Genomic DNA, 21091 nt, shown 5'->3' with positions numbered 1-21091 from the left:
CTTCGTCGTGGGCGACACCATCGAAACCTATGGGGTGCCCAAAGTCTAAGGGCTACCAGATTTCCAGCGCGCCCAGATTTCCGGTGGCCCGTTGAAGACATTGATATCAACCCTCCCCTGAACACCGGGCACCAGCCCGGTGCCGGTGTATTGCCAGAGCCGCCACACCGCTTTGGGATACACATTTCGCGGATGACCGGCGACCGAACGCAACCAGAACTCGGTCTTGGGCAGCCGCCCGATATTCGTATCACCATAGAAATCCACCGTCGTATAGACGATCGGACGGCGCCCATAGTGGCGTTCGAGGATATCCAGGAACCGTTGAGCCTCGGCCCGGACCGTCGCACCATCGGGGCGCAGGGTGCAGGTCTTAGAATGCGGGGTCCACTCCATGTCCAGCACATGTGGCAGATCCGATCCCTTGGGTACGTTCTGGATGAACCAGCGGGCCTGTTCCCGCGCCGACCGGCAGAAATAGTAGTAATGATATGCCCCCCACGGCACGCCCGCAGCCTGCGCACCTTGCCGATGGCTGGCAAACATGGGGTCGGCCACATCGCCCCCTTCGGTCGCTTTGATAAAGACGAAACTAACGCCTGACTGCTTGGCGGTGCGCCAGTCTATCGCTCCTTGCCAGCGCGATACGTCCAGCCCGTGCACCGGGTAATGCCCCGGATGTCTCCCTTCCCATTCGTGGGGGTCTGCATCTGCAAAGGCTGGGAAGATCACAGCGGGCGGCGTAGCATCTGGAAACGACTGGGCCTCGACCAGTTGCGGCGGCGGGCTGCTGCGACCGCAGGACAGGGTCGCAAAGGCTATGACGGCGAGCATCAATGCTGTGCGCATGATCTAATCCTGTATCAAATGACTGCTCTTATAATTACATCCAGTTTGCCTGATCAGCCCCGCAAGGCAATGGTTCTGTTTGCGTGCGGCGGAAACCCACCGTTTTCCCCGCCTTGCGTCGCGATTTAGGCTTGATCCCTGCCCCCGATGCCCGTAAATGACCGCAATCCGGTGCCGCAACTTCGCGACTCCGGTGTTTTGGTTTGCATCATGTCGTGACGCCCAGCTTTCTTCAGCCACGGCGCGGCGGGCAGGCCAGAGACCAAGTGAACATTCGATCTGACCTCTGGCGGGCTGTACGCAGGACCCGGTGAAGACCAAGAGCTCTCAGGCCGTGCCCAAACTTCGTGGACCAACCACGAGCAGATAGGAGAACCTGCGATGGACCTGATCGCACAGCTTGAGGCGGAACAGATTGCCGCCCTGGGGAAAGACATCCCCGATTTCAAAGCCGGTGACACCATTCGTGTCGGCTTTAAAGTGACCGAAGGGTCGCGCACCCGTGTTCAGAACTACGAAGGCGTCTGCATCGCCCGTAAAGGTGGCAACACCATCGCCGGTGCGTTCACCGTGCGCAAGATTTCCTTTGGTGAAGGCGTGGAGCGTGTGTTCCCGCTGTATTCAACCAATATCGACAGCATCACCGTTGTCCGCCGTGGCCGCGTTCGTCGCGCCAAACTGTACTATCTGCGCACTCGTCGCGGTAAATCCGCACGTATCGCAGAGGTCACCAACTACAAGCCCAAAGCTGGCGCCGAAGCGTAAGGAACGGAAAGATGAAAAAAGACATCCATCCCGATTATCACGTCATCGACGTCAAAATGACCGATGGCACCATAGTTCAGATGAAATCCACCTGGGGCTCCGAAGGCGATCAGCTGGCTCTGGAAATCGACCCCTCCGTGCACCCCGCATGGACCGGTGGCGGCGCGCGTCTGATGGACGCCGGTGGCCGTGTGTCGAAGTTCAAAAAGAAATACGAAGGTCTGGGCTTCTAAGCCTGACCCGTTTCGAATGCGAAAGGCCGCCCCTCTGGGCGGCCTTTTTCGTTTTACCCGAAACCTCTGACACCGCCCTGGCAAGAAACGCGTCAGGATCAATCCCTCAGGGTTTCGTCGCGCGTGTCAGATCCGCCGCGCTGTGCACCGGGGGCACAGGGCCGCGCAGCAACATCAACCCCAGCGTCACGCCGATCAGCGCCGCAATCGCCGTCACCATCATGGCGCTGTCAAATGCGTTGTCCTGCAGGTCGCGCAAGGCCTTTGCCAGAGCACTTCCCGATGTTGGATCCATGCCTGCGATCAACTGCTGGATCTGACTGGGCGTTCCGTGGGTCAGCGCATGGGCCAGATCTTCGCGCGGGGTCGAGCCAGCCGGAAGCGCGTCAATCACTTCGGTCAGACCCCGGCGCGAAGTGATGGCCTCGGCCAGGCCGCAGACCACAGCCCCCAGCGTGGCCCCGAAGTATAGACAGGCATTGATCACACCTGACCCCTGCCCTACATGCTCGTCCGGCAAAAGCCGCAACCCAAGACGCGGCAGCAGCGAAAAACAGATGCCAAGGCCAATGCCGACGATCATCAATTTCCACCATATCTGCGCATATTGAGTGGGCACTGTGATCGTGGTCAGCAACAAAAACCCAACCGCCATAGCACTCAGCCCAATCACTACGGGCCACTGAAAGCTGTAGGGCGCCAGAAACCGGGGCGCGATGACCGAGACCGCGAACATGCTCAGGCTCAGCGGCATAATCGCCAGCCCTGCCCCGATGGACGTGTAGCCGAAGGTATCCGGCGATTGGACGAAGGTGTTGAAATAGACGAAAAAGCCAAACAGCATAAAGCCGGTTAGGAACATCCCCGCCGCCGCCATGAAATAGCGTGGATGGAGGAAATAGCGCAGTTCGACCAACGGATCTTCGCTGCGGCGCGAGGCCAGCACCAAGCCGACCAAGGCCAGCATGGCGACACCCAGCGGCACCAGAGTCAACGGTGCTCGCCATCCGCCACTTTCCCCATTGCTCAGGGCAAAGGACAGCGGGCCCAAAAACAGCACAATCGCCACAGCCCCAAGATAATCGAACCGGGCCCCGGCCAGCCGCGTGTTTGGGACATAGTTCCGTTTTCTCACGGTCAACCCGATGAAAAACGCGGTGGTCAGCAGGATCAGATCGGTGGCGAATACGGCTCTCCAACTGATGTAATGGGCGAATGTGCCGCCCAGGATTGGGCCGATCCCGATCGCCAATCCGACGATGGCGCCCCACGCCCCGGTAACGCTGGCGCGTTTCTCTTCCGGAGTGGCGGCGGTCAACAAGGGCAACGACGTGCCAAACAGCGCTGCGGCCCCTGCCCCCTGCGCCCCACGGCCAAACAGCATCATCGCCCCGTCCTGCGCGAACAAGGCCGAGGCAGAGCCTATGGCAAAAACGATCATGCCAACCAGAAACACGCCCAGCTTGCCCGTGATATCACCCAGCCGACTGATAATCGTCACCAGCGTGGCACTGACCACGGTATAGATGGCCATGACCCATTGCAGGTCCGAAGGCGACAGATCGAACTCATTCTTAAGATCAGGCAGGATGGTCGCAACCGCCGTGGAATTGAAGCCAACAACAACCATGCAAATCGCCGTCATGACCAATACAACGCGTGCGCCGACATCAGATGAATTCGTTTGTAACATCAAATACGTCCTAAAATACGTGCAACGACTATGGATCGCCACACCGACAGCTTAGCAGGAATGTGCAAACCGCCTAGCTTTAGATCCAGTAGGACAGCGCCAGTGGCAAAGCGATGATCGTTGTCAGGGTCGAAACCAGTATGAACCCGGCAACATCGGGGCCGTATTCCGGCACATGCTGGTCTATGAACAAATAGGTCGCCACCGATGACGGCATCAAACAGCACAGGATCACCGCGCCGCGCTCAGCGCCTGTAAAGCCGAAGGCCCAGACCAACCCGCTGGCGATTGCAACTGCCATCACCAGGTGCAAAGCGGTCAGCATCACCGCACGCCCAAGGCGGTTGACCCGAAGGCTGGCCAATGTGTGGCCCAATGTCAGCAGCATCAGCGGGATGGAAAGCCCACCCAGGATATCGAATGACTTCGCAACAGGCTGAGGCAGGCTATAGTCGCTGGCCATCAGCACCAGCGATAGGACCACCGCATATATGATCGGCGAGGTGGCGAGCTTTCTGGGCGAAAACTCTTTGGCTGGTATCCACATCCCTGCAGTGAAAATGCTGACAAGAACGACCACTACAAATGCCATCGTATAGGCCATCCCCGCATCGCCTAACGCAAGCAAGGTGATTGGCAATCCGATATTGCCCACATTCCCATGCATCAGAGGCGTCAGAAAGGCCCGCACCGGCAGGCGCATAACCTTCAGCGCCGCAAATCCCAGAACACCAAACCCGGCAATCGCCAAAACCGCAGCGGACATCACGTCCAGAAACGTTCCAACAGCGATCTTTGTGGCCGACAGATGCGAGATGATCAGTGTGGGATATCCAACCCGCGAAACGATCGCGCCAATGACCTTGTTGTCAAAGGGCGTTTTGGTCAACGCCAGTGCATACCCAGCCCCGGCACAGATCAGCACCGGCAACACCACATTCAGTACGTTCAGAAACAGATGCTCCAAGCCATGTCTTTCTCACAGTCCTTAAGCCTGGAGATTGAAACATAGTCCCGGCTTTCGCAAGTCAGCGGCCTGTGGGCAGGCTGAGATTTCCGCAACACCGCCTTTTTATGCCGCCATACATTGTTTCGGGTTCTTCCCTTCCCGCTTTCCACAACATATAGTGGCCTGCAACAACGTGTACGCAAACACGGTGAGACTTGGGAATACAGGCATGGCACATATTATCGTAGTGGGGAACGAGAAGGGCGGCGCGGGCAAATCGACTGTGTCGATGCATGTGGCCACCGCACTCGCCCGCCTGGGTCACAAGGTCAGCACCCTGGATCTGGACCTGCGGCAACGCAGCTTGGGACGGTATTTCGAGAACCGGAATAGCTTTCTGAAAAGCGCGGACCTGACCCTTCCCAGCCCCCGCCACCATGACCTGCCCGAAATTGACGCAAGCACGCTGAAACCCGGCGAGAACATCTATGACCACCGCCTCTCAGCGGCCGTGTCCGAGCTGGAAAGCGATAGCGATTTCATCCTGATCGACTGCCCCGGCTCTCATACCCGCCTCAGCCAGGTGGCGCATTCGCTGGCCGACACGCTGATCACCCCGCTGAACGACAGTTTCATCGACTTTGACCTGTTGGCGCGCATCGATTCAAAGGGTGAGAAAATCCTGGGCCCGTCGGTCTATTCCGAGATGGTCTGGAACGCCCGACAGCTGCGCGCGCAAGCCGGCCTGAAGCCCATCGACTGGGTCGTAGTGCGCAACCGCGTCGGCACCCAACGCATGGTCAACAAGGAAAAGATGCAGCGCGCGATCGAGATGCTGTCGCAGCGGATCGGCTTCCGGGTTGCTTCGGGCTTTTCCGAACGCGTTATTTTCCGAGAGCTGTTCCCGCGCGGGCTGACCCTATTGGACCTCAAGGATATCGGGATCAAACAGCTGAACATTTCGAACATTGCAGCACGTCAGGAATTGCGCGACATGATGAAAGAGCTGAACCTGCCGGGTGTTGAGATCGATTTTTAGAGGCTTTTTACGACGGGTAGACGGACTATACTGCCGCTCACCTGGAAAAACGAAAGTCCGTTTCTGGCAATCGTTTTAGCTTCAGAGCCCTTGTTGGGCCTAAGCTATCACTGCTTTCCAATACTCAGGGTAAACTCGAACGAAACCAAATCCATCGACAGTCAAATTTGCTTCGTATCCACTATTGATCGAAGTGTACCTATAGGTATTCTCGTTCAGCCGCTCATATCGTTGCTTCAGCGGTTTGAATGTCCAGGTTTCATCATCCAACCAAACAGCAGTGAACTCTGCCTGATCTCCAATCCCTAGCTGGAGTCGCTTGATCGCATTCGTGTTCGTGGCCGGTGTAAACCCAAGATCGATGTCGAGCAATTCATCAACAGCATCCACAACTTTGTCATTCGAGGTCCATGTACCATCGTCTTGCTTCACTAAAACAAGATCAACCCTATCTGCCCCAATCCAACGCTGTACGGTGGCGGCGCTACACTCCCATTCGTCATTACAGGTCACGGAATAAGCTATTCTGACAGGAGAATTTTCAACTACGTAGACAGCCATGCCCGAGATTACGCGAGACGTTCCGTTACGGTTAACCGAACAGGCTTCTGTGCCCACGACGTCAATCCGTCGCCACATTGTACTTCGCATCATCGCCTCAACCATCGCTATTGCTTTGCTTGCCCCATAGCGGACATTCATGCGTGTTTCAGCATAGGTCAATCAGGGCTCTCTCCAACCGTTCTCGGCGGCGTGCATGAACGGCTGGGTCAGTGTTGTCAGAAGTCGAACGAGCTAACCGCTGTTCCTTGCGATGATGAAAGCAGTCGAACCCGTTTCGGGACGCCACTTTTGTTCAATTTCGAACCCATGAGCTTGCATACGCTCTACAAGGATTTCTTGCGTCAGGACGCGGATCTTGGGCAATAGGCCGATGGTCCCGAGAGCTGGTATGACGAACTTCTCGAGACCTTCCAGGCAGACCGTCGAGCTGAAGAACAGGCCACCTTCCTTCAAGGAACTGCGAACACGATCCAGTGTCGCGTCAAGATCCAGTACCAAGTGCAGGATCGACATAGCCAGTACGGCATCATAATGTTGACCCTTCGCCGGAATAGGCCAGCACTCGAACGCGCTGACTTCAAAGTTGATGTTCTTGCTGCCCTGCGCGTCGGCTTTTTCCCGGGCGATTGAGATCATTTCGGATGAATAGTCGATGGCGTCGATATGGGCGACTTTTGGGGCGTGAATGAGCGCCGTCGTACCTGTGCCACAACCAAATTCCAGGACACGATCTTGGGGGGACAGGTGTCTTGCAGTGATGTCCAGTTTGTATTCATACGCGGCTTGGTTTTGGACCGGACGGCGGGCATAGGATCTCGCCATCAGATTCCAGAACCGGGTGGGTTTGATGAACATATCTATTCCTATGGTAGGGTGCAGCAGACGCGATGATTTAGCTGGCGTCTTGGATGTCGAAGACTTTTTCGAGGGGCTTGTCGAATACACGAGAAATCAAGATCGCCAGTTCGAGCGTTGGCGAATACTTGGCGTTTTCAATGGCAACGATGGTTTGTCGGGTGACTCCAACCTTTTCGGCGAGTTCTTTTTGCGTCATTTCATCTGCGTCAAAGCGTAGACGTCTAATGTTGTTGGTGATCCTGAGCTTGCCCATGGATCAATACCCCCGCCGATAGCTAGCAAATTTGACAATATCTGCTGACAGGGATCCGAAAGCCATTCCGAAATAGATGATGTTGAAGCCGGTGAGCGCTGATGCGTTGAGAGCCATGGCGACGACAGCTGAGACAAAACCCGCACCCGCGAAGATAATGATGGCGTAGCTGCCACGGCGCTCGAACATCTTGTCACGTTCATCAACGACGAAGCTGGGTTTGGGTTCGTGTGTAACAATCGCAAACCCAATGTTGAACAGTATGGTGCCGATGATGGTGGCCACGACGCCCAAGGGGATCAGCCAGATCACCATGCGGGCCCAGTTGTTTACAGCGTCTGGGCCATCAAACAATCCAGAGGCATTCATATCCAGAAGCCGTGAAACAACAAATGCACTAACGGCGAGGTTCACGAAGATCGAGACGACCGTATTGCGATCTTGGTAGGTCATTTCTGAAATCCCTATTGGACAGTACACTTCTAGTGAGTCGATTATTACTTACATCTTGTATGAAATATTATACCCAGTGTCAAAAATAATGTACTTTACTATCGAAGCGTAGTTGCAGCTTGTGCTCGATGATGGGCATCTACGACTCCAACTGGAGTGCTGCGCGTTTGCGACTGGCCCAAAGGTTGTGTCGCCAACTTTTCGAAGACTAGAACCAGCATTATGCTAGACCCAATTATCCTGCGATCTCAGCAAACATCCGAAAGCCAGAGGTTGTATTACTAGAGAATTGTTTCTTCCGGATCATGTTGACTACCTCAATGCCATCCAGTGTGGCTGAAGCTGATCTAAATGGCTTGAACCCACACATGTGCCGTACGCGTCATCTAAAGTTTGCGACACAACCCCTTCGCTTCAGCAGCGGCAACTTTGGACGATATCGAAGTCCCTCACATAATCCGCAAGGGGCAATTCACACCCGGATTCTGTCCGTTTCGGCAGTTCGCCGAGCTCGCGGCCTAACTCACGAGCGATTGCTGAAACCGCTCGGCAGGTTCAGAACTTTGTAACAGAACCGTTCGAGTGCTCGAAATAGTTAAGAATCACCTGGGTCAAAGGCTGCGAATGCGTGGCAAGAAAGGTATGAGGTTCGTTCTGGGAAATCTCAGGGAAAACCTGAGCCCTAAAATCACGACTCAATTCGACGTTGAATCGCGTCAGCTTCGGATACAAGCTAAGAAAGAGCGCCAACTGTGGTCAGAATCTGCCTCAAACGTGTCCATAAGTGGGGGGAAGCAAGGCAATTTTATGTATCCCCGCTGCAGCCTTGACTAAACTTCCCGGGTACCGCTACGTCATTAAGAAATTATGAAGGTTGTATCAGTTTTTGCGAAACAACCTTGAGTAAAATGAGAATCAATAATCAGAAGTTTGAGGTTAGGAAAATGTTAAATCGGGTCCTGAAAACTACCTCTGGTGCGTTGATGTTGTCCGTCGCGACCATGGCAAACGCTGAAACTGTTCAATTGAACAGTTTAGACGGCGGAATGACTCTGACCGGAGAGCTAATAGATTTTGATGGCGCCAATTACGAACTCCGAACGGTGGTTGGTACAATCACGGTTGACGCTTTCAAAGTTGAATGCATTGGCGAAGCCTGCCCCAGTCGGAACGAAGGTCCGGTCGAATATGGCATTTCTGGTTCTTCTCGCCTGGTCGATGTCTTATTCGCCGATCTTACGACGCAATTCGGTGAGGAGATTGGCGGCACTGCTTTGCGCTCTGAGGAAGAAGGTGTCGATAAGCTACTGCTCCGTAACGAACTAGGCGAGTTTTTGGCCGAAGTCTCCTTGATGGGTGGTGACTCCGCAGACGGGATCAAACAACTGGTCGATGGAAACTCAGCACTGGCAGTGACCACACGCCCTGCTCAACCCGACGAGCTGGCGAGCGCATCGCAGGCTGGACTCGGGGATATCACCACGAGTGAAAACGAGAAAATTTTTGCGCTGGACGGTCTAGTTGTTATTACATCGCAAAGTAACCAACTGCGGGCAGTCGCCGAGCAGGATCTAGCGCGGATATTTTCCGGAGCCATTTCCAACTGGAGCCAGATTGGTGGGCCCGATGCCCCGATCCAGCTTTACATGCGAGTGCCTGAAAGCGGAACTGCTTTGGTTTTCAATGACCTGATCATGAACCCCGTGGGCGCAACATACGCGAGCGATACAAGCTTTTTCGAAACAGACACGGAATTGGCTGCAGCAGTTGCTTCTGATCCGCTTGGTATCGGAATTACCAGCCTCGCAAGTGCTGATGAGGCCAAGGTTCTTGCAATTCGCGGTGTTTGTGGAATTCAGGTTCCAGCGACACCTTTCACCATCAAGACAGAAGAATACCCACTTAGCCGACGCTTGTATGCATATACCGGCAAAACTGCGCCAGCACAGTTGAACCGCTTCATGCAATTCCTCGAAAGCGAAAAGGCGCAAGAGACAATTGATGCTTCGGGCTTTGTGTCACTTGGTGAATCCCTGCAAGGCCCCAATGAGCAGGGACTACGCTATCTTGGCGCAGTAATGCCAACCGATGCAGAGGTTACCCTGAAACAGTTGCAGGAAATGTCGGCTGAGCTGTCCGGTGCCGACCGTAGTTCTATAACCTTTCGGTTTGCATTCGGATCCTCTCGCCTGGATACGCGGGCACAGGACGACATAAGGCGCCTTGCTTCGTTGCTTGCCAAGGAAGAAACCACAAACAAAGAACTTCTTTTGATCGGATACACAGACTCTGTCGGTGCTGGCGGATCCAACCGGTCACTCAGTCAGCAGCGTGCCAAACAAGTTAGCAATGCGTTGCTACAAGCAGCGCCTACCAACAGCCTGGACGGGTTAACCATCCGAACTCTGGGTTATGGTGAGATCTCGCCGCTAAGTTGCAACGACACTGAGAATGGTCGCCGTATCAACCGCCGAGTGGAAGTCTGGTTGCGAGACGTTGTCACCACATCCCAGTAGCGAAGCGCCAACTCAGCTTCGGGACGGGAATACAACGGTCAGTGACCAAGACGATAATTCAATGGAGTAACGTCGTATGAGAATGCTCGCAGTATTGGCCAATGTTTTCCTACTGCAATTGTCAGGGGCGGCTGTCGCGCAGGAAGACCCATACAAAACCGCAGTAGACAGCTGGCTCAATGGTAGCGAGGCCGTAGGCCTGCAAGGTTTGTCGGAAGCTGCCAGTCAGGGGAACACGTCGGCGCAAATGATCCTTGGTCAGATCGATCGCGATACTGTACCTGGAGGATTTTCCGATTACTTGATCAATCATCAGGCACGAGACCAGCTTCTTCGTGCACCGGATCCCGATAAGGGAACCGTAAACTGGTTGCTTGCTCTGAGCAATCCTGCCCTACAAAAACACGGCGAGGCCATCTTTGGATATCGGGTTGGTCGTCAGCCAATCAGCAATGCGATAGCACTGCAAACTCATGGTGAGATTGAAGGCGCCGAGTATGTACTGTGGAATACACTGAATAACGGCCGTTTTGATCTGATCAATTCCATGCCTTCAGAAAACTACGGCCTGTCCGAAGCCGGTTTTCTCAAGTGGATCGAAGCTTATATGGCGCGGGAAAACAAGGCGATCACGATGCGGGCCTTTGTGGAAGAATCCAATCCCAAACGTGTTTCGGGGTTGTTGGGTCTCAAACGACTGGCACGACTGTTGAACCTCAATCAGCATTTTTCCGACGAAGCCAACCAGTTCACAACAGTGATGCTGGGCCGGGGCTCGGACTTGCCTGAAAGTGTCGATTTGGTTCGCTTGAACGAAAGCATTTCCCGCATCAGTGAAACCGATAAATACTTGAACATCGTAAAACGCTACTGCGACTCATGCGAAGGTGAAACAGTGGACTACGATTGCGTGGTTCAGGCTCTGGAAATCATAGGTGGCTACAAGACGCTGATGTCCATCCGCACCCCAGTTGAGGGGTCAATTGACCAGGCTACATTCATGAATTCTAATCGTGCGGTCGAAATCTTCGCGCAGCTGGTAAACAACATGCGCCGCCACTACTCTCGTGGCATTCGATCGTCTTGCATTGCCGCTAATCTGAAAGCCAAGATCTAACATATAGCTAAAACAAGGTTTGATTGAGATTATCACATGTTTGAAGGCGTCGTGAACCTTTGCAAAATAGCTTAACCGTTCAATGGTTCCGGTTCCGGTAAAGCAAAAGTAAAACGTTTGTATGTACTGACTTCCTACGCTGACCAACTTGGATCGAACAGTGTGCATACTGGAAATCACGAAACAAACGGACTCGCGTAAAGAGTGTGTATAACTGAGAAACGTTTTGTGATTGGAAATTGAATAATTCCTGATGTGCAAGGGACGATAACGGACGGGACGAGGCATGGGCAACGTAATGAAACTAGTAACGACTGGTGATGAAGATACGGGTCAGATGATCGGAGCCTCTTCCGCAGACGACCTCCCTGCAGGCGCCCGGTTGTTGCATGGTCAGTACAAAATTGACCACTACCTGAACAGCGGCGGCTTCGGCATTACCTATCTGGCCAATGACAGTCTCAACCGCAAGGTGGTCATCAAAGAGTGTTTTCCAGCCATGTTCGCGCGCCGACAGAATCTGCTGGTGAAGGCTCGTGTGCAAAAACACAAAGAAGATCTTCGCCAGATTGTGCGGCACTTCATCAACGAAGCCCAGCGCCTGGCAACTATGGATCACCCCAATATCGTTGGTGTGCACCAAGTCTTTGAGGACAACGACACCGCCTATATGGCACTGGACTTCGTTGAAGGCCCGGACCTTTTGGACGCAATCGACGACGCTGAAACCCAGCTGGACGAAGCCGATGTCATGTCGATCCTGCGGCAGATTCTGGATGCGGTCGCATTTATGCACAAGCAAGGGATGTTGCATCGGGACATATCGCCTGACAACATTCTGGTCGGACCCAACAAGATACCTGTATTGATTGATTTTGGTGCTGCGCGTGAGCAAAATAGGAAAACAAACCGTGTTTTGTCTGCCTTACGCGCAGTCAAGGATGGCTATTCCCCACAGGAATTTTATGTCACTGACGGCGTGCAAGGGCCGTTTAGCGACCTCTATTCCTTGGCGGCAACATTCTATCATGTGATCACCGGAGAGCGCGCGCCAGACAGCCAGACTCGGGTCTCTGCGATTGCCGAGCAAAAGCCCGATCCATGCAAACCTTTGCAGGGGCGCTTTGATAAGTATGATGACGTCTTTCTCGAAGCGCTCGACAAGGCTATGTCGGCGATGCCAAAGGATCGCTTTCAAACCGCTGATGAGTGGCTCGAGGCGATAGATCACTTGACCGAACCGACCGCCGTTGAACAGGATGTTAGAGTTGCGGTCTCTTCATCCGGCGGAATCAACCGTGTCGCAATAACCGGCGGGCTGCTGGCATTTGGAGTTGTAGGTGCCGTAGTCGGCGTGCTGGCCATCGGAGCATTTTCACCATCCTCCGAGCCACAAGCAACGCAAGAGGACGTTTTGGCTGCCGAAGCTGAAGCCCGCGCCCAAGCTGAGATCGAAGCAGCGGCGACGGCAGAAGCAATCGCAGATGCCACCGCACGGGTCGCAGAAGCCGAGGCACGATTGGCCCAAGCCGAAGCCCGCGCGCAGGCAGAGACCATAGCGCGTGCTGAGGCCGAAGCCGCAGCTCAGGCAGCGGCTCAGGCCGAAGCCGAAGCCCGCGCCAAAGCGGCAACCGAATCGGAAGCTCGTGCACAGGCTGAGGCCGAAGCGGCTGCTCAGGCGGCGGCCCAAGCCGAAGCCGAAGCACGTGCCAAAGCCGCTGTCGAGGCAGAAGCACGCGCGCAAGCCGAGGTTGAAGCGGCCGCCAAAGCCGCGGCAGAGGCAGAAGCTCGCGCGCAGGCCGAAGTCGAAGCGGCAGCCAAAGCCGCAGCAGAAGCGCAAGCCCGAGCACAGGCTGAAATCGAAGCAGTCGCAATGGCGATGGCAGAGGCAGAATCGCGCGCGCAGGCTAACGATGAAGTTGCTGCTAAAGTGAGCACTGGCGATACAGATCAGGCGAATGTCGAAGCTGATACTACCACTCAAATCGTTCAGGATTTAGGGCCGACTTCAGTGAAGTCTGAATGGAAGGTTCTTTTGCCTTTTGTAGCGTCGGCGGATAGTCCCGATACTGTGGAATACGTCGCTAGCGAGGCCCCGGTTTGGGTTCACGCGGGGCTGCGTATTGACTCTGTCAATGGGATTGAAATCAATGATCTGAACTCCATCGCTGCCGTTCTACTTCAATCTGGGGCTACTCCTTCGCAAGAGGGAACCATGGATGTGACCATCGGGCTTTCTAACCCAAGAGACGGTGTCGAAGTGCGGGACGTTACACTGGGTGTCGTACAAGACACGACCTTGTCGAATGGCGTCGTTTTTCAAACTCAATATGCAGAGAATGGAAAATGGGTTACGAGCGTGGCTCATGTCCCAGAAGATGTAGGCCCAGGCACAACTCTGAAACCGAACGACCAGCTGACAGCATATTTTCCGACAGATGAAAATATCGATGGGCAAGATACGATTGCCGATCTTCTGCGAGCAGGTTTGAATGACGGCCAGACTGACTTCAAGTTCACGGTCAGGAGAGGCACTTCTTTGTGGCTGGCGGACTTGCACTACGTGGGCAAGTAATAGAGAGATCATGGCTGAATGCAGTGTGCGAGTTGACCACGCCACATTGAATAGGTGGGTTGCGAAAAAGCATAACACTGGTTCTAGTCTTTCGAAAAGTTTGCGACACAACTGTCTGGGCGTGCGTAACAGACAAAGATAACGAAACCGGTATGTTTCATTTCACCGTATATGGTGAAAGTGAGCCAAAGTTCTCTGAACAAGCCGGTGTTCTGAGCAGGGGTATGGTTACCGACCTAGCAATGAGCAAGCTATGCGGTTCCATTCGCGATTGGCACGAAGTCCTAGCCTGATGTCGGCACATTCATTCACTGAGATCGTGGCTTTGCTAATGCAGCATGAAGGCTGCGCCACGGACGCGGCTTCGAGCCGAGACTACTGTCATTCGATTTGTGACCAAGTATTTACGTCGAGTTTGAATGCTTGGAATTTTGCGGATTATGGTCGTCGAATTGTGGTTTCTCTTTTGAATTTCGAAGTGCGCGGTACTCGATAGGCGATTGTCCGTAGACCCGTTGGAATGCACGATAGAAGTTGGAGCGTGCCAAAAACCCTGATTGAATAGCGATGTTGGCAACGCTTTCATTAGTTTCTGCAAGCAACCGGGCCGCATGAGCCTAACGGAACTCGTTCACGTATTGCGACATGTTGGTTCCTTGAGTTCTGTTGACAGCAGACGACACAGAGCGGACCGGAAGGCTTAGGCGCTTGGCAAGTCGTTGGACAGTTATGTTGGGGTCCAAAAAAAGCTGTTGTTCATCCATCAATGTCTGCAGTCGTTCTAGGACTTTCGCATCTTCAGTATTGGCTACTGGCGCTGCGTATGACACCGCGTTGGCTTTGGAAAACATCACTGGGAGCGTGATTGACGTCGCAAGAAGTAGAAAGATCAACGGAACAGTTCCGTAAGAAATCAGCATTGAGGCATTGGCGCCCTTGTTGAATGCAAAGTCGATTGCGATCGCGCTATCCAAAACCAGTACAAAGACGAGAAATCCAATGCCGCGTAAAAGCCAGTTGGAAAGGGCCTGGGTGACATCGACCCGTGCTTGACTCAGTGCGTCGGGCCCCTTCCGCCAAAGTAAGAAGAGAGCGACGCAATAATACGAATAGCTGGCACTGATTACCCAATCCATACTTCTCAAGTCGCTGGCCAAGAGCAGATACAACCCAATCAAAATGAAAGGCGCACCTAGGTGCATCATGACGATCTTGGCGACGTCGTGCCTTTCGACAGCCATCGATGCAAAGCTCAGATACAGGAGCGGTCCGAGGAACAAGGGCAAACTGCGTTGCAGCGGGATCAACCCCTCGACTCCATAGCCAAATCGCAGACCGACCAACAGGGATGAGAAGGCGCCCAACCCAAAAAAGGCTGAGAACAACATGTTGGCCAGACGAAAGCCCAGATCCAGCCGCCAAGCCAGCATGGTAAGCACACCACAAAGAAATGCTGTCGCCAGCGGCACGGGGAAACTGATCAACCCGGGGCTGTCCATTTGTCCTCTTTCTATCGCGACCTGTCCTCGATCAGGATCAAGGACAGGTATAGGCAGTGCAAAGCATTGTTTCAAATAAACCCACGGCTCAGCTTTGACTTATCTTGAACGATGATCGGAGCTTTTGATGAGACACTCTTCTTACCTTCTTGCTGGGTTCTTAGCTATGTGCGCGGCCGCGGCATTTGCCCAGCCCTATCGGCCAGCAATGACAGAACTCAATGTCGCCGACGTTGAGGGAGAACGCGATCTGTCCGGATTTATTTGGTATCCAACAGATGCAACTGGGCCAGAAACTTACGACTTCGAAAGTGAAGTGTGGGCTGGGACGAAGGTTGTGAAAGGTGCTGCGCCAGTGACCAGCCGGTTCCCACTTGTCGTCTTATCTCATGGTATGTTTGGCAACGCCTACAATCAGGCATGGCTTGCCGGTGCGCTGGCACGGCGCGGATACATCGTGGCCGCCATCAGCCATCCTGGTACGTCAACCTGGTCTCGCGATCCCGATCTAACGCGGCAACTGTGGGAGCGGCCAAAGGACATTTCCCGTGTCATTGACCATGCAACCGGTTCGTCTGATTTTGCGAGGTATGTCGATACAGACAGAATCTATATGGCGGGACACTCACTGGGTGGCTTTACGGCTGTTGCCCTTGCCGGCGCGCAGTACGACGCGGCTGGGTTAAATCGGTTTTGCGACACTCAGCCAGACGAACTGGCTTGTGGCATCCTTTCGGGTTGGAAAATCGCGCAAACACCTGAAGATCGCGCTCAGATGGAAGCTGACCTGTCTGATGCTCGGATCAAGGCATTTGCAGTTTTTGATCTTGGCGGAACACAGAGCTTTTCCGAAGCGAGCCTTCGGAAAATTGACCGGCCGATGTTGGTCTTTGGGGCGCCGATCATGAATTCTGGTCTGACCCTCGACATTGAATCCCGTGCCCTGATTGCCGCCCTACCCACGCAGAATGCACGCTATATCGAGCCCGAGACGCTATCGCATTTTGACTTCCTGGGTCGCTGCAAGCCCGGAGGCTACGAACTGCTCGCAAGAGAAGAACCGGGAGACGAAATCATCTGCTCAAATGGCGGCACAGCGCGTGCTGCCAAGCATGAGATGATCATCGACGCTGTTACGGATTTCTTTTCGAATTCATAACCGTGCGGAGGCGGAATGGTACGGTGAATCCGGCCTTCCGCCTTCGCCTCCTATCATGATCGCATAAACCAGTTTAGGCGACACCACCGTCGACAACTTGCTCGGGATATAGCTCCGCCCAATCTGACAAAAACTCGAACACGGCATCTTGGCTTGCCAGATCTATGGCACGGCGCGGAAGAGCGACGCCTTCCCGCAATGCCAGACACAGGCACCGAGTATAGTCGCGGTCTAATCTCTGCGGGCAGTTCTCTGACCCATGAATAACTGTGGACAGAAGTGTTCCTCCATAGCCGTTCACATGTGTCAGGTCTGGCTTTAACGACAGAAGGTACTCCATGACGTCTGGCAAGCCCTCCCATCCGGCAACCTGCACCGGTGTCAATCCTTCGGTATCTGGACGGTCATATTCAACTCCTACGGCGACCAGTCGTCGAACGTGATCCAGTTTTCCCGGGATGTGCAATATCATTCGAATGATATTGCGGTAAGCGTCAGGTATCTTGTCTGGGTCAAGGTTGCATGGCGGCTGAACGCCATCGGCAACGGCACTCAATGTAGTTTCGATTTCACTCAAGGTCGTATCTGCGCCGCCCTCTTCGAGCATCCTCGCCAAACTGACATTTCCAAATACCCGCGCATAAGCATAGGGCGTAGTGTTTTCAAAGGGCCGATTCAGATCGGCTCCATTTTCAAGAAGAAGCTCGACCATATCTGGCGTGGCCATCCTTCGCGCCGCCTGGTGTAGCGCAGGGACGACCCACGGTGCCTCGCCGCCAACATGCGTCCCGTCAAATTCATCTACTTTAGCCCCGTGGTCGAGAAGCATCTGAACCGCCGTTGTGTCATGGAAGTCCATCGCGCGCAGCAATGCGTTTGTCCCCTTCGGGTCGGCGCCATGATCCAGAAGCAGTTGCAATCCCTTATGATGACCCAGCTCGGTTGAGTGATAAAGGCTCTCGCCGTCGTTCGGATTTGCGCCGTTCTCCAGCAGCCATTGCCCAAGAACCATATTGTCCGAATGGCCTATGGCGAAGTAGAGCGGTGATAGCTTGTAGTCGTTGCCATGGTAGACCGGCGCACCAAGATCAACATCAGCACCGGATTCCAAAAGGGCATTTGCGATATCAAGCATGTCATTGGCCAGCCCGGATGCGCGATGAATCCACTTGGACCGGGCGAGGATCGTCAAAGGCGGCGCCAGATCGCCAATAAGCTCGGTCGCCAGTTTCGGCGTTTGGTTGAGAAATTCCAACACATCCGACTTACGATAAAGGGCCAGACACAGCCCGAAATCTCCGTCAGCCAGATCGGGCGCGTCAGCCAGAAGTTGATCAACAGCCGTAAAATGACCCTGAGCGAGAGCCAGTTTCAAGCGCTGCCGTTTGGCGGCTTTGTCCATGCCTAGTAGTTCGGCTGCGAACTTTAAGGCAGGCCAGGTCGGAAAACTGTTCTCGCACGCAATTACGTGCAAATAGTCCGAGTGCCTGAGTGCTGTTGCCTCCGGTCGAGGTGGATAGTTTGCGATGCGTTGACGGGCGCGTAATTCGCCTGCTTCATAGGCTTTGCGAAGTGCTTTGGCATCGCGGCGCAATTGGTCCAGGGATTTTGTCATCGGTGTCCTCACTTTTGGCTCGATGGTCCGCTGAATCCGAGCATGAGACATACCGAAATAAGGCTGTCGTATTGTTGATAGAGATGCCGATGACAGCTTTCCGCGGACCTGGAGGCTTTCCCTAGAAGCATTCTTATCATAACCATCCGAAGCAGCACCCGCAAGATCGGCTTGAGTGGATGACACTGATGCGAATGACCGCAAAACGAAGGCCGCGGCCTGCAACGAGACCCAAGAAACAGATGCTGCACTCTGCACGAAGGTCGGTAATGTGCACACAGTTGCCAATTAGGAACTGTTGTTCATCTCGTTCTGAACCACGTCGGCGTCTGAATGCTCGCAGGGCCAGTTAACGAGTCATTTACGCCTTAGACTTCACTTCACACCAACGAAAAACAAATCCTTACAAATTTTTAAGATGTCTGAAAGGTCAGTTAAAACTCCCGGTATTCTACGGACAGCTTAGTTGATTAGTAACGAGGCGATGGTCTTGTGCTGAGTTCTGTTTTACCCGTTTTGGCTGGCGTTCTTTTTGAAATTGGGCATCTGTGGCCGGCATTCTTTCTGGGCCCCGAAAGTGTTTTGGCTTTTTCAACCAACACTGCCCAATACTTAGTCTTTGCCTGCATTGCAGCACTGGTTTTTTTTGCACAGAGGCCACAATCTCTCTCGCAACCTAAGTACATCAGTTCTGAAAGTGACATCTGATCCCAAGTGTCACAACCATCGGAGGACCAACGCCCTCCCTGGTTTGGATGACAGATTAATTGATCAGCTGTTTCTTCATGCCCAAGCAGTTCGAAGTGACAGACATACAGGTCGACATTGTACCTCCACAATAACAGCGAGAATTGGATAGAAAATGTCGAAATCCAAAGGTGACGCCACCTCTGTGCTGGCCAGATTTAACGAAAGATTTGGCCTGATTCAAAGACAGTCATCACCATTCCGCCCGCAAACAACAAAGCCCGCCCGGACAATCGTGCATTTGGTGCAGGTCAGACCAACTATTCCAAGGCCAAAAAGGAGCCAAACATGTCATTGGACATTTCTAAACTAAGTGAAATCAAAGGTCTTCTGGGGGCGTGCCTCGTCGACAGCGATACCGGTCTTGTTTTAGGCACAGAGGGCGGTTCCAAGTTTGATCTTGATACCGCAGGCGCCGCGAATGTTGAAGTTGTCCGCGCTAAGCTGCAGGCAATCGAAGCTTTGAAACTCAACGATACCATCGAAGACATTCTGATTACACTTGGCAAACAGTTTCATCTGGTTCGCCCACTGGACAAAAACCCAAACATTTTTGTGTATGTCGCGTTGGACAAGAAGGCCGCCAATCTGGGTCTCATCTCGACAAACTGACGGCTTTGATGTCAACGACTCGATCAGCCGCTGCAGCAATTGCGCATGATCTGAAAAGCCCGCTCACTCATGCTTATATAGCACTTCAGAAAGCGAAGGATTCTCTACAATCGGAAGGTCGATCCTTAGAACCGATTGACCAAATTCAATCTGAACTTGATCGTCTCAAATGGACCTTCGAAACAGTTTTGAGGATCGACCGTATTGAAGAAGGAGGCGGCCCCAAAGCGTTCAGCTATCTGGATTTAAATAGATTGGGTAGAGAAACAGTTGAAAACATTATTCCACTTGCGGAGGTTGAGGACCAAAGTCTTATTTTTGTGGATAACCAATCAGGGCGTACACTAATCGAAGGTGATGAAGGTATGTTGAAACAGCTCTGTGCAAACCTTCTGCAGAACTCAATTGATCATTGTCCGGATCATTCCAGGATTCTCCTGACTGTTGAACAAGAAGAAAGCACCATTACGCTCTCGGTTGTTGACGATGGCCCTGGTGTTCCCGAAAACACACTGGGCAAGCTATTTGTTCCTTTCTATAAGCTAGAAAGTGAACGAACCAGTGTTGGGAATGGATTGGGTTTGGCGCTGGTGAAGGCTATAGCAGATCATCATTCGGCGCTCTTAGAGGCTACAAACAACTTACCTGGGTTGACTGTTTCAATCAAATTCGAAATTGCATAGCGGCTTTAATTGAGATCCTGGCTCACACAGATGTAAAGCGTCTTGTTGGCATTGGTCGGCATGCTGAATTCTCTTACACAAAGTGGGCAAGAAAGTTTCTTGAGTGTTTTCTTCTCAAATCCTGAGATCGCTCAAGAGCCGGAGCAAAGCTATTCAACCTTGCGCAATATCTAGGCCTCTTTAATGGAGGTACATCTTCGACTGATCCACAAACGAAGTATTCAGCTCATGCGGTAACCGACGTTTCTGAGGGTCACGATCCTCTGACCATCTGCACCGATCTTGCGCCTGAGGCGCCCGACATAGACATCTACAACATTGGTCAATGGATCTTCATTCATTCCCCAAACTGAATTCAGAATCCGCTCTCTTGATAATACGCGCCCAACATTGGTCAAAAACAAAAGGAGAAGGTCGCGCTCTTTTTTCGACAGCTGGATTTCTTGACCTTCGACAGCGACCTGAAGGGATTGCTTGTCAAATGTAAGTGCTCCGCATGTAATCACCGTGTTGCTGAGATTATTTGCATAGCTGTTGGCGCGGCGGTGCAACGCTTCTATCCGAGCGATGAGTTCGTCGAAATCAAAGGGTTTAGGAAGATAGTCGTCTGCACCAATCTTCAATCCTTCTACCCGTTCCTCAGGGCTATCCAAGGCGGTCAACATCAGGATAGGGATCTTTGTCTTTCGGGCACGTAGCTTGCGACAAACATCTTGTCCCTGAATTCCCGGCAACATCAGATCCAACAAGATAATATCATAATTGCCGGATGCTACGTGCTCCAAAGCATCTTCCCCGCTTGGTGCATGATCTATGGACCAACCTTCAGCAGACAATCCGCGGCGTATGAAGTCAGCTACGCGTGTTTCATCCTCGACAAGTAGAATATTCATAGTGTGCCTCAGTTTTCTC

General features: G+C 53.2%; 20 protein-coding genes and 1 pseudogene. 10 read left to right on the top strand and 11 right to left on the bottom strand.

Features of this window, described 5'->3' with window-relative positions:
• Positions 1 to 45 precede the first annotated feature (45 nt).
• A complete protein-coding gene (locus AC2FH6_RS16605; protein ID WP_496703702.1) occupies positions 46 to 849 on the bottom strand; it encodes a glycoside hydrolase family 25 protein in 804 nt (267 codons plus the stop codon).
• A gap of 381 nt (positions 850 to 1230) precedes the next feature.
• Between AC2FH6_RS16605 and rplS the strand changes: the two genes are divergently transcribed.
• The gene (gene rplS, locus AC2FH6_RS16600) at positions 1231 to 1614 is read left to right on the top strand and encodes a 50S ribosomal protein L19 (RefSeq protein WP_142639138.1); all 384 of its coding nucleotides are present in this window, start codon (positions 1231 to 1233) and stop codon (positions 1612 to 1614) included.
• Positions 1615 to 1625: 11 nt separating this feature from the next.
• A complete protein-coding gene (rpmE, locus tag AC2FH6_RS16595) occupies positions 1626 to 1847 on the top strand; it encodes a 50S ribosomal protein L31 (RefSeq protein WP_142639136.1) in 222 nt (73 codons plus the stop codon).
• 106 nt (positions 1848 to 1953) lie between these two features.
• Here rpmE and AC2FH6_RS16590 read toward each other — a convergent pair whose 3' ends face one another.
• Together AC2FH6_RS16590 and AC2FH6_RS16585 are read right to left on the bottom strand one after the other, a co-directional pair.
• Positions 1954 to 3540 (bottom strand): MFS transporter, encoded by a 1587-nt coding sequence (locus tag AC2FH6_RS16590; RefSeq protein ID WP_496703700.1) that lies wholly within the window; start codon positions 3538 to 3540, stop codon positions 1954 to 1956.
• 79 nt (positions 3541 to 3619) lie between these two features.
• Positions 3620 to 4507: an AEC family transporter gene (locus tag AC2FH6_RS16585; RefSeq protein ID WP_282022224.1), complete on the bottom strand. Its 888-nt coding sequence runs from the start codon at positions 4505 to 4507 to the stop codon at positions 3620 to 3622.
• Between the two features lie 211 nt (positions 4508 to 4718).
• Here AC2FH6_RS16585 and AC2FH6_RS16580 point away from each other — a divergent pair, with 211 nt between their 5' ends.
• Complete coding sequence (locus AC2FH6_RS16580) at positions 4719 to 5528, top strand: division plane positioning ATPase MipZ (RefSeq protein WP_142639130.1); 810 nt, start codon at positions 4719 to 4721, stop codon at positions 5526 to 5528.
• 99 nt (positions 5529 to 5627) lie between these two features.
• On the opposite strand, the gene AC2FH6_RS16575 is transcribed toward AC2FH6_RS16580, so the two are convergent.
• The 4 genes from AC2FH6_RS16575 to AC2FH6_RS16560 form a co-directional block, all read right to left on the bottom strand.
• Positions 5628 to 6251 (bottom strand): putative glycolipid-binding domain-containing protein, encoded by a 624-nt coding sequence (locus AC2FH6_RS16575; RefSeq protein ID WP_282022223.1) that lies wholly within the window; start codon positions 6249 to 6251, stop codon positions 5628 to 5630.
• A 72-nt stretch (positions 6252 to 6323) separates the two neighbouring features.
• A complete protein-coding gene (locus tag AC2FH6_RS16570) occupies positions 6324 to 6947 on the bottom strand; it encodes a class I SAM-dependent methyltransferase (RefSeq protein ID WP_282022222.1) in 624 nt (207 codons plus the stop codon).
• Between the two features lie 37 nt (positions 6948 to 6984).
• Entirely contained in the window at positions 6985 to 7203 is a 219-nt protein-coding gene (locus AC2FH6_RS16565; RefSeq protein WP_142639124.1) for a helix-turn-helix transcriptional regulator, read from the bottom strand.
• Positions 7204 to 7206: 3 nt separating this feature from the next.
• Positions 7207 to 7656: a hypothetical protein gene (locus tag AC2FH6_RS16560; protein ID WP_271951474.1), complete on the bottom strand. Its 450-nt coding sequence runs from the start codon at positions 7654 to 7656 to the stop codon at positions 7207 to 7209.
• A 408-nt stretch (positions 7657 to 8064) separates the two neighbouring features.
• On the opposite strand from AC2FH6_RS16560, the pseudogene AC2FH6_RS16555 reads away from it, so the two are divergent.
• From AC2FH6_RS16555 to AC2FH6_RS16540, 4 genes and pseudogenes are all read left to right on the top strand, one after another.
• A pseudogene (locus AC2FH6_RS16555) lies at positions 8065 to 8178 on the top strand (IS6 family transposase); the annotation flags it as partial.
• Positions 8179 to 8564: 386 nt separating this feature from the next.
• Complete coding sequence (locus tag AC2FH6_RS16550; RefSeq protein WP_496678715.1) at positions 8565 to 10172, top strand: phosphate ABC transporter substrate-binding/OmpA family protein; 1608 nt, start codon at positions 8565 to 8567, stop codon at positions 10170 to 10172.
• Between the two features lie 76 nt (positions 10173 to 10248).
• The gene (locus AC2FH6_RS16545; protein ID WP_496703696.1) at positions 10249 to 11289 is read left to right on the top strand and encodes a hypothetical protein; all 1041 of its coding nucleotides are present in this window, start codon (positions 10249 to 10251) and stop codon (positions 11287 to 11289) included.
• 298 nt (positions 11290 to 11587) lie between these two features.
• The gene (locus tag AC2FH6_RS16540) at positions 11588 to 13864 is read left to right on the top strand and encodes a serine/threonine protein kinase (RefSeq protein WP_496703694.1); all 2277 of its coding nucleotides are present in this window, start codon (positions 11588 to 11590) and stop codon (positions 13862 to 13864) included.
• A 404-nt stretch (positions 13865 to 14268) separates the two neighbouring features.
• On the opposite strand, the gene AC2FH6_RS16535 is transcribed toward AC2FH6_RS16540, so the two are convergent.
• Positions 14269 to 14466: a helix-turn-helix domain-containing protein gene (locus AC2FH6_RS16535; protein WP_496703692.1), complete on the bottom strand. Its 198-nt coding sequence runs from the start codon at positions 14464 to 14466 to the stop codon at positions 14269 to 14271.
• A gap of 15 nt (positions 14467 to 14481) precedes the next feature.
• Positions 14482 to 15363 (bottom strand): hypothetical protein, encoded by an 882-nt coding sequence (locus tag AC2FH6_RS16530; RefSeq protein WP_496703690.1) that lies wholly within the window; start codon positions 15361 to 15363, stop codon positions 14482 to 14484.
• Between the two features lie 127 nt (positions 15364 to 15490).
• On the opposite strand from AC2FH6_RS16530, the gene AC2FH6_RS16525 reads away from it, so the two are divergent.
• Positions 15491 to 16522, top strand: coding sequence for an alpha/beta hydrolase family protein (locus AC2FH6_RS16525; protein WP_496703688.1), 1032 nt, complete (start codon positions 15491 to 15493; stop codon positions 16520 to 16522).
• A gap of 73 nt (positions 16523 to 16595) precedes the next feature.
• Here the strand turns inward: AC2FH6_RS16525 and AC2FH6_RS16520 are convergent, their stop codons facing one another.
• On the bottom strand, positions 16596 to 18137 hold the full coding sequence (locus tag AC2FH6_RS16520; RefSeq protein ID WP_496703686.1) for an ankyrin repeat domain-containing protein: 1542 nt from the start codon (positions 18135 to 18137) through the stop codon (positions 16596 to 16598).
• Between the two features lie 1035 nt (positions 18138 to 19172).
• On the opposite strand from AC2FH6_RS16520, the gene AC2FH6_RS16515 reads away from it, so the two are divergent.
• Entirely contained in the window at positions 19173 to 19496 is a 324-nt protein-coding gene (locus AC2FH6_RS16515) for a hypothetical protein (RefSeq protein ID WP_496703684.1), read from the top strand.
• Between the two features lie 8 nt (positions 19497 to 19504).
• On the top strand, positions 19505 to 20179 hold the full coding sequence (locus tag AC2FH6_RS16510) for a sensor histidine kinase (protein WP_496703682.1): 675 nt from the start codon (positions 19505 to 19507) through the stop codon (positions 20177 to 20179).
• A 221-nt stretch (positions 20180 to 20400) separates the two neighbouring features.
• Here AC2FH6_RS16510 and AC2FH6_RS16505 read toward each other — a convergent pair whose 3' ends face one another.
• Positions 20401 to 21072: a response regulator transcription factor gene (locus tag AC2FH6_RS16505; protein ID WP_496703680.1), complete on the bottom strand. Its 672-nt coding sequence runs from the start codon at positions 21070 to 21072 to the stop codon at positions 20401 to 20403.
• Positions 21073 to 21091: the final 19 nt, after the last annotated feature.

It is taken from the genome of Ruegeria sp. CDSC045, from assembly GCF_059610725.1.
This window is presented reverse-complemented; position numbering and strand designations above follow the sequence as displayed.

What these genes read in the sequence shown, in the direction of transcription:
- AC2FH6_RS16605 (WP_496703702.1), bottom strand. Translation starts at nt 849, where the DNA reads ATGCGCACAGCATTGATGCTCGCCGTCATAGCCTTTGCGACCCTGTCC.
- rplS (WP_142639138.1), top strand. Translation starts at nt 1,231, where the DNA reads ATGGACCTGATCGCACAGCTTGAGGCGGAACAGATTGCCGCCCTGGGG.
- rpmE (WP_142639136.1), top strand. Translation starts at nt 1,626, where the DNA reads ATGAAAAAAGACATCCATCCCGATTATCACGTCATCGACGTCAAAATG.
- AC2FH6_RS16590 (WP_496703700.1), bottom strand. Translation starts at nt 3,540, where the DNA reads ATGTTACAAACGAATTCATCTGATGTCGGCGCACGCGTTGTATTGGTC.
- AC2FH6_RS16580 (WP_142639130.1), top strand. Translation starts at nt 4,719, where the DNA reads ATGGCACATATTATCGTAGTGGGGAACGAGAAGGGCGGCGCGGGCAAA.
- AC2FH6_RS16570 (WP_282022222.1), bottom strand. Translation starts at nt 6,947, where the DNA reads ATGTTCATCAAACCCACCCGGTTCTGGAATCTGATGGCGAGATCCTAT.
- AC2FH6_RS16565 (WP_142639124.1), bottom strand. Translation starts at nt 7,203, where the DNA reads ATGGGCAAGCTCAGGATCACCAACAACATTAGACGTCTACGCTTTGAC.
- AC2FH6_RS16560 (WP_271951474.1), bottom strand. Translation starts at nt 7,656, where the DNA reads ATGACCTACCAAGATCGCAATACGGTCGTCTCGATCTTCGTGAACCTC.
- AC2FH6_RS16550 (WP_496678715.1), top strand. Translation starts at nt 8,565, where the DNA reads ATGAGAATCAATAATCAGAAGTTTGAGGTTAGGAAAATGTTAAATCGG.
- AC2FH6_RS16545 (WP_496703696.1), top strand. Translation starts at nt 10,249, where the DNA reads ATGAGAATGCTCGCAGTATTGGCCAATGTTTTCCTACTGCAATTGTCA.
- AC2FH6_RS16540 (WP_496703694.1), top strand. Translation starts at nt 11,588, where the DNA reads ATGAAACTAGTAACGACTGGTGATGAAGATACGGGTCAGATGATCGGA.
- AC2FH6_RS16530 (WP_496703690.1), bottom strand. Translation starts at nt 15,363, where the DNA reads ATGGACAGCCCCGGGTTGATCAGTTTCCCCGTGCCGCTGGCGACAGCA.
- AC2FH6_RS16525 (WP_496703688.1), top strand. Translation starts at nt 15,491, where the DNA reads ATGAGACACTCTTCTTACCTTCTTGCTGGGTTCTTAGCTATGTGCGCG.
- AC2FH6_RS16520 (WP_496703686.1), bottom strand. Translation starts at nt 18,137, where the DNA reads ATGACAAAATCCCTGGACCAATTGCGCCGCGATGCCAAAGCACTTCGC.
- AC2FH6_RS16515 (WP_496703684.1), top strand. Translation starts at nt 19,173, where the DNA reads ATGTCATTGGACATTTCTAAACTAAGTGAAATCAAAGGTCTTCTGGGG.
- AC2FH6_RS16510 (WP_496703682.1), top strand. Translation starts at nt 19,505, where the DNA reads ATGTCAACGACTCGATCAGCCGCTGCAGCAATTGCGCATGATCTGAAA.
- AC2FH6_RS16505 (WP_496703680.1), bottom strand. Translation starts at nt 21,072, where the DNA reads ATGAATATTCTACTTGTCGAGGATGAAACACGCGTAGCTGACTTCATA.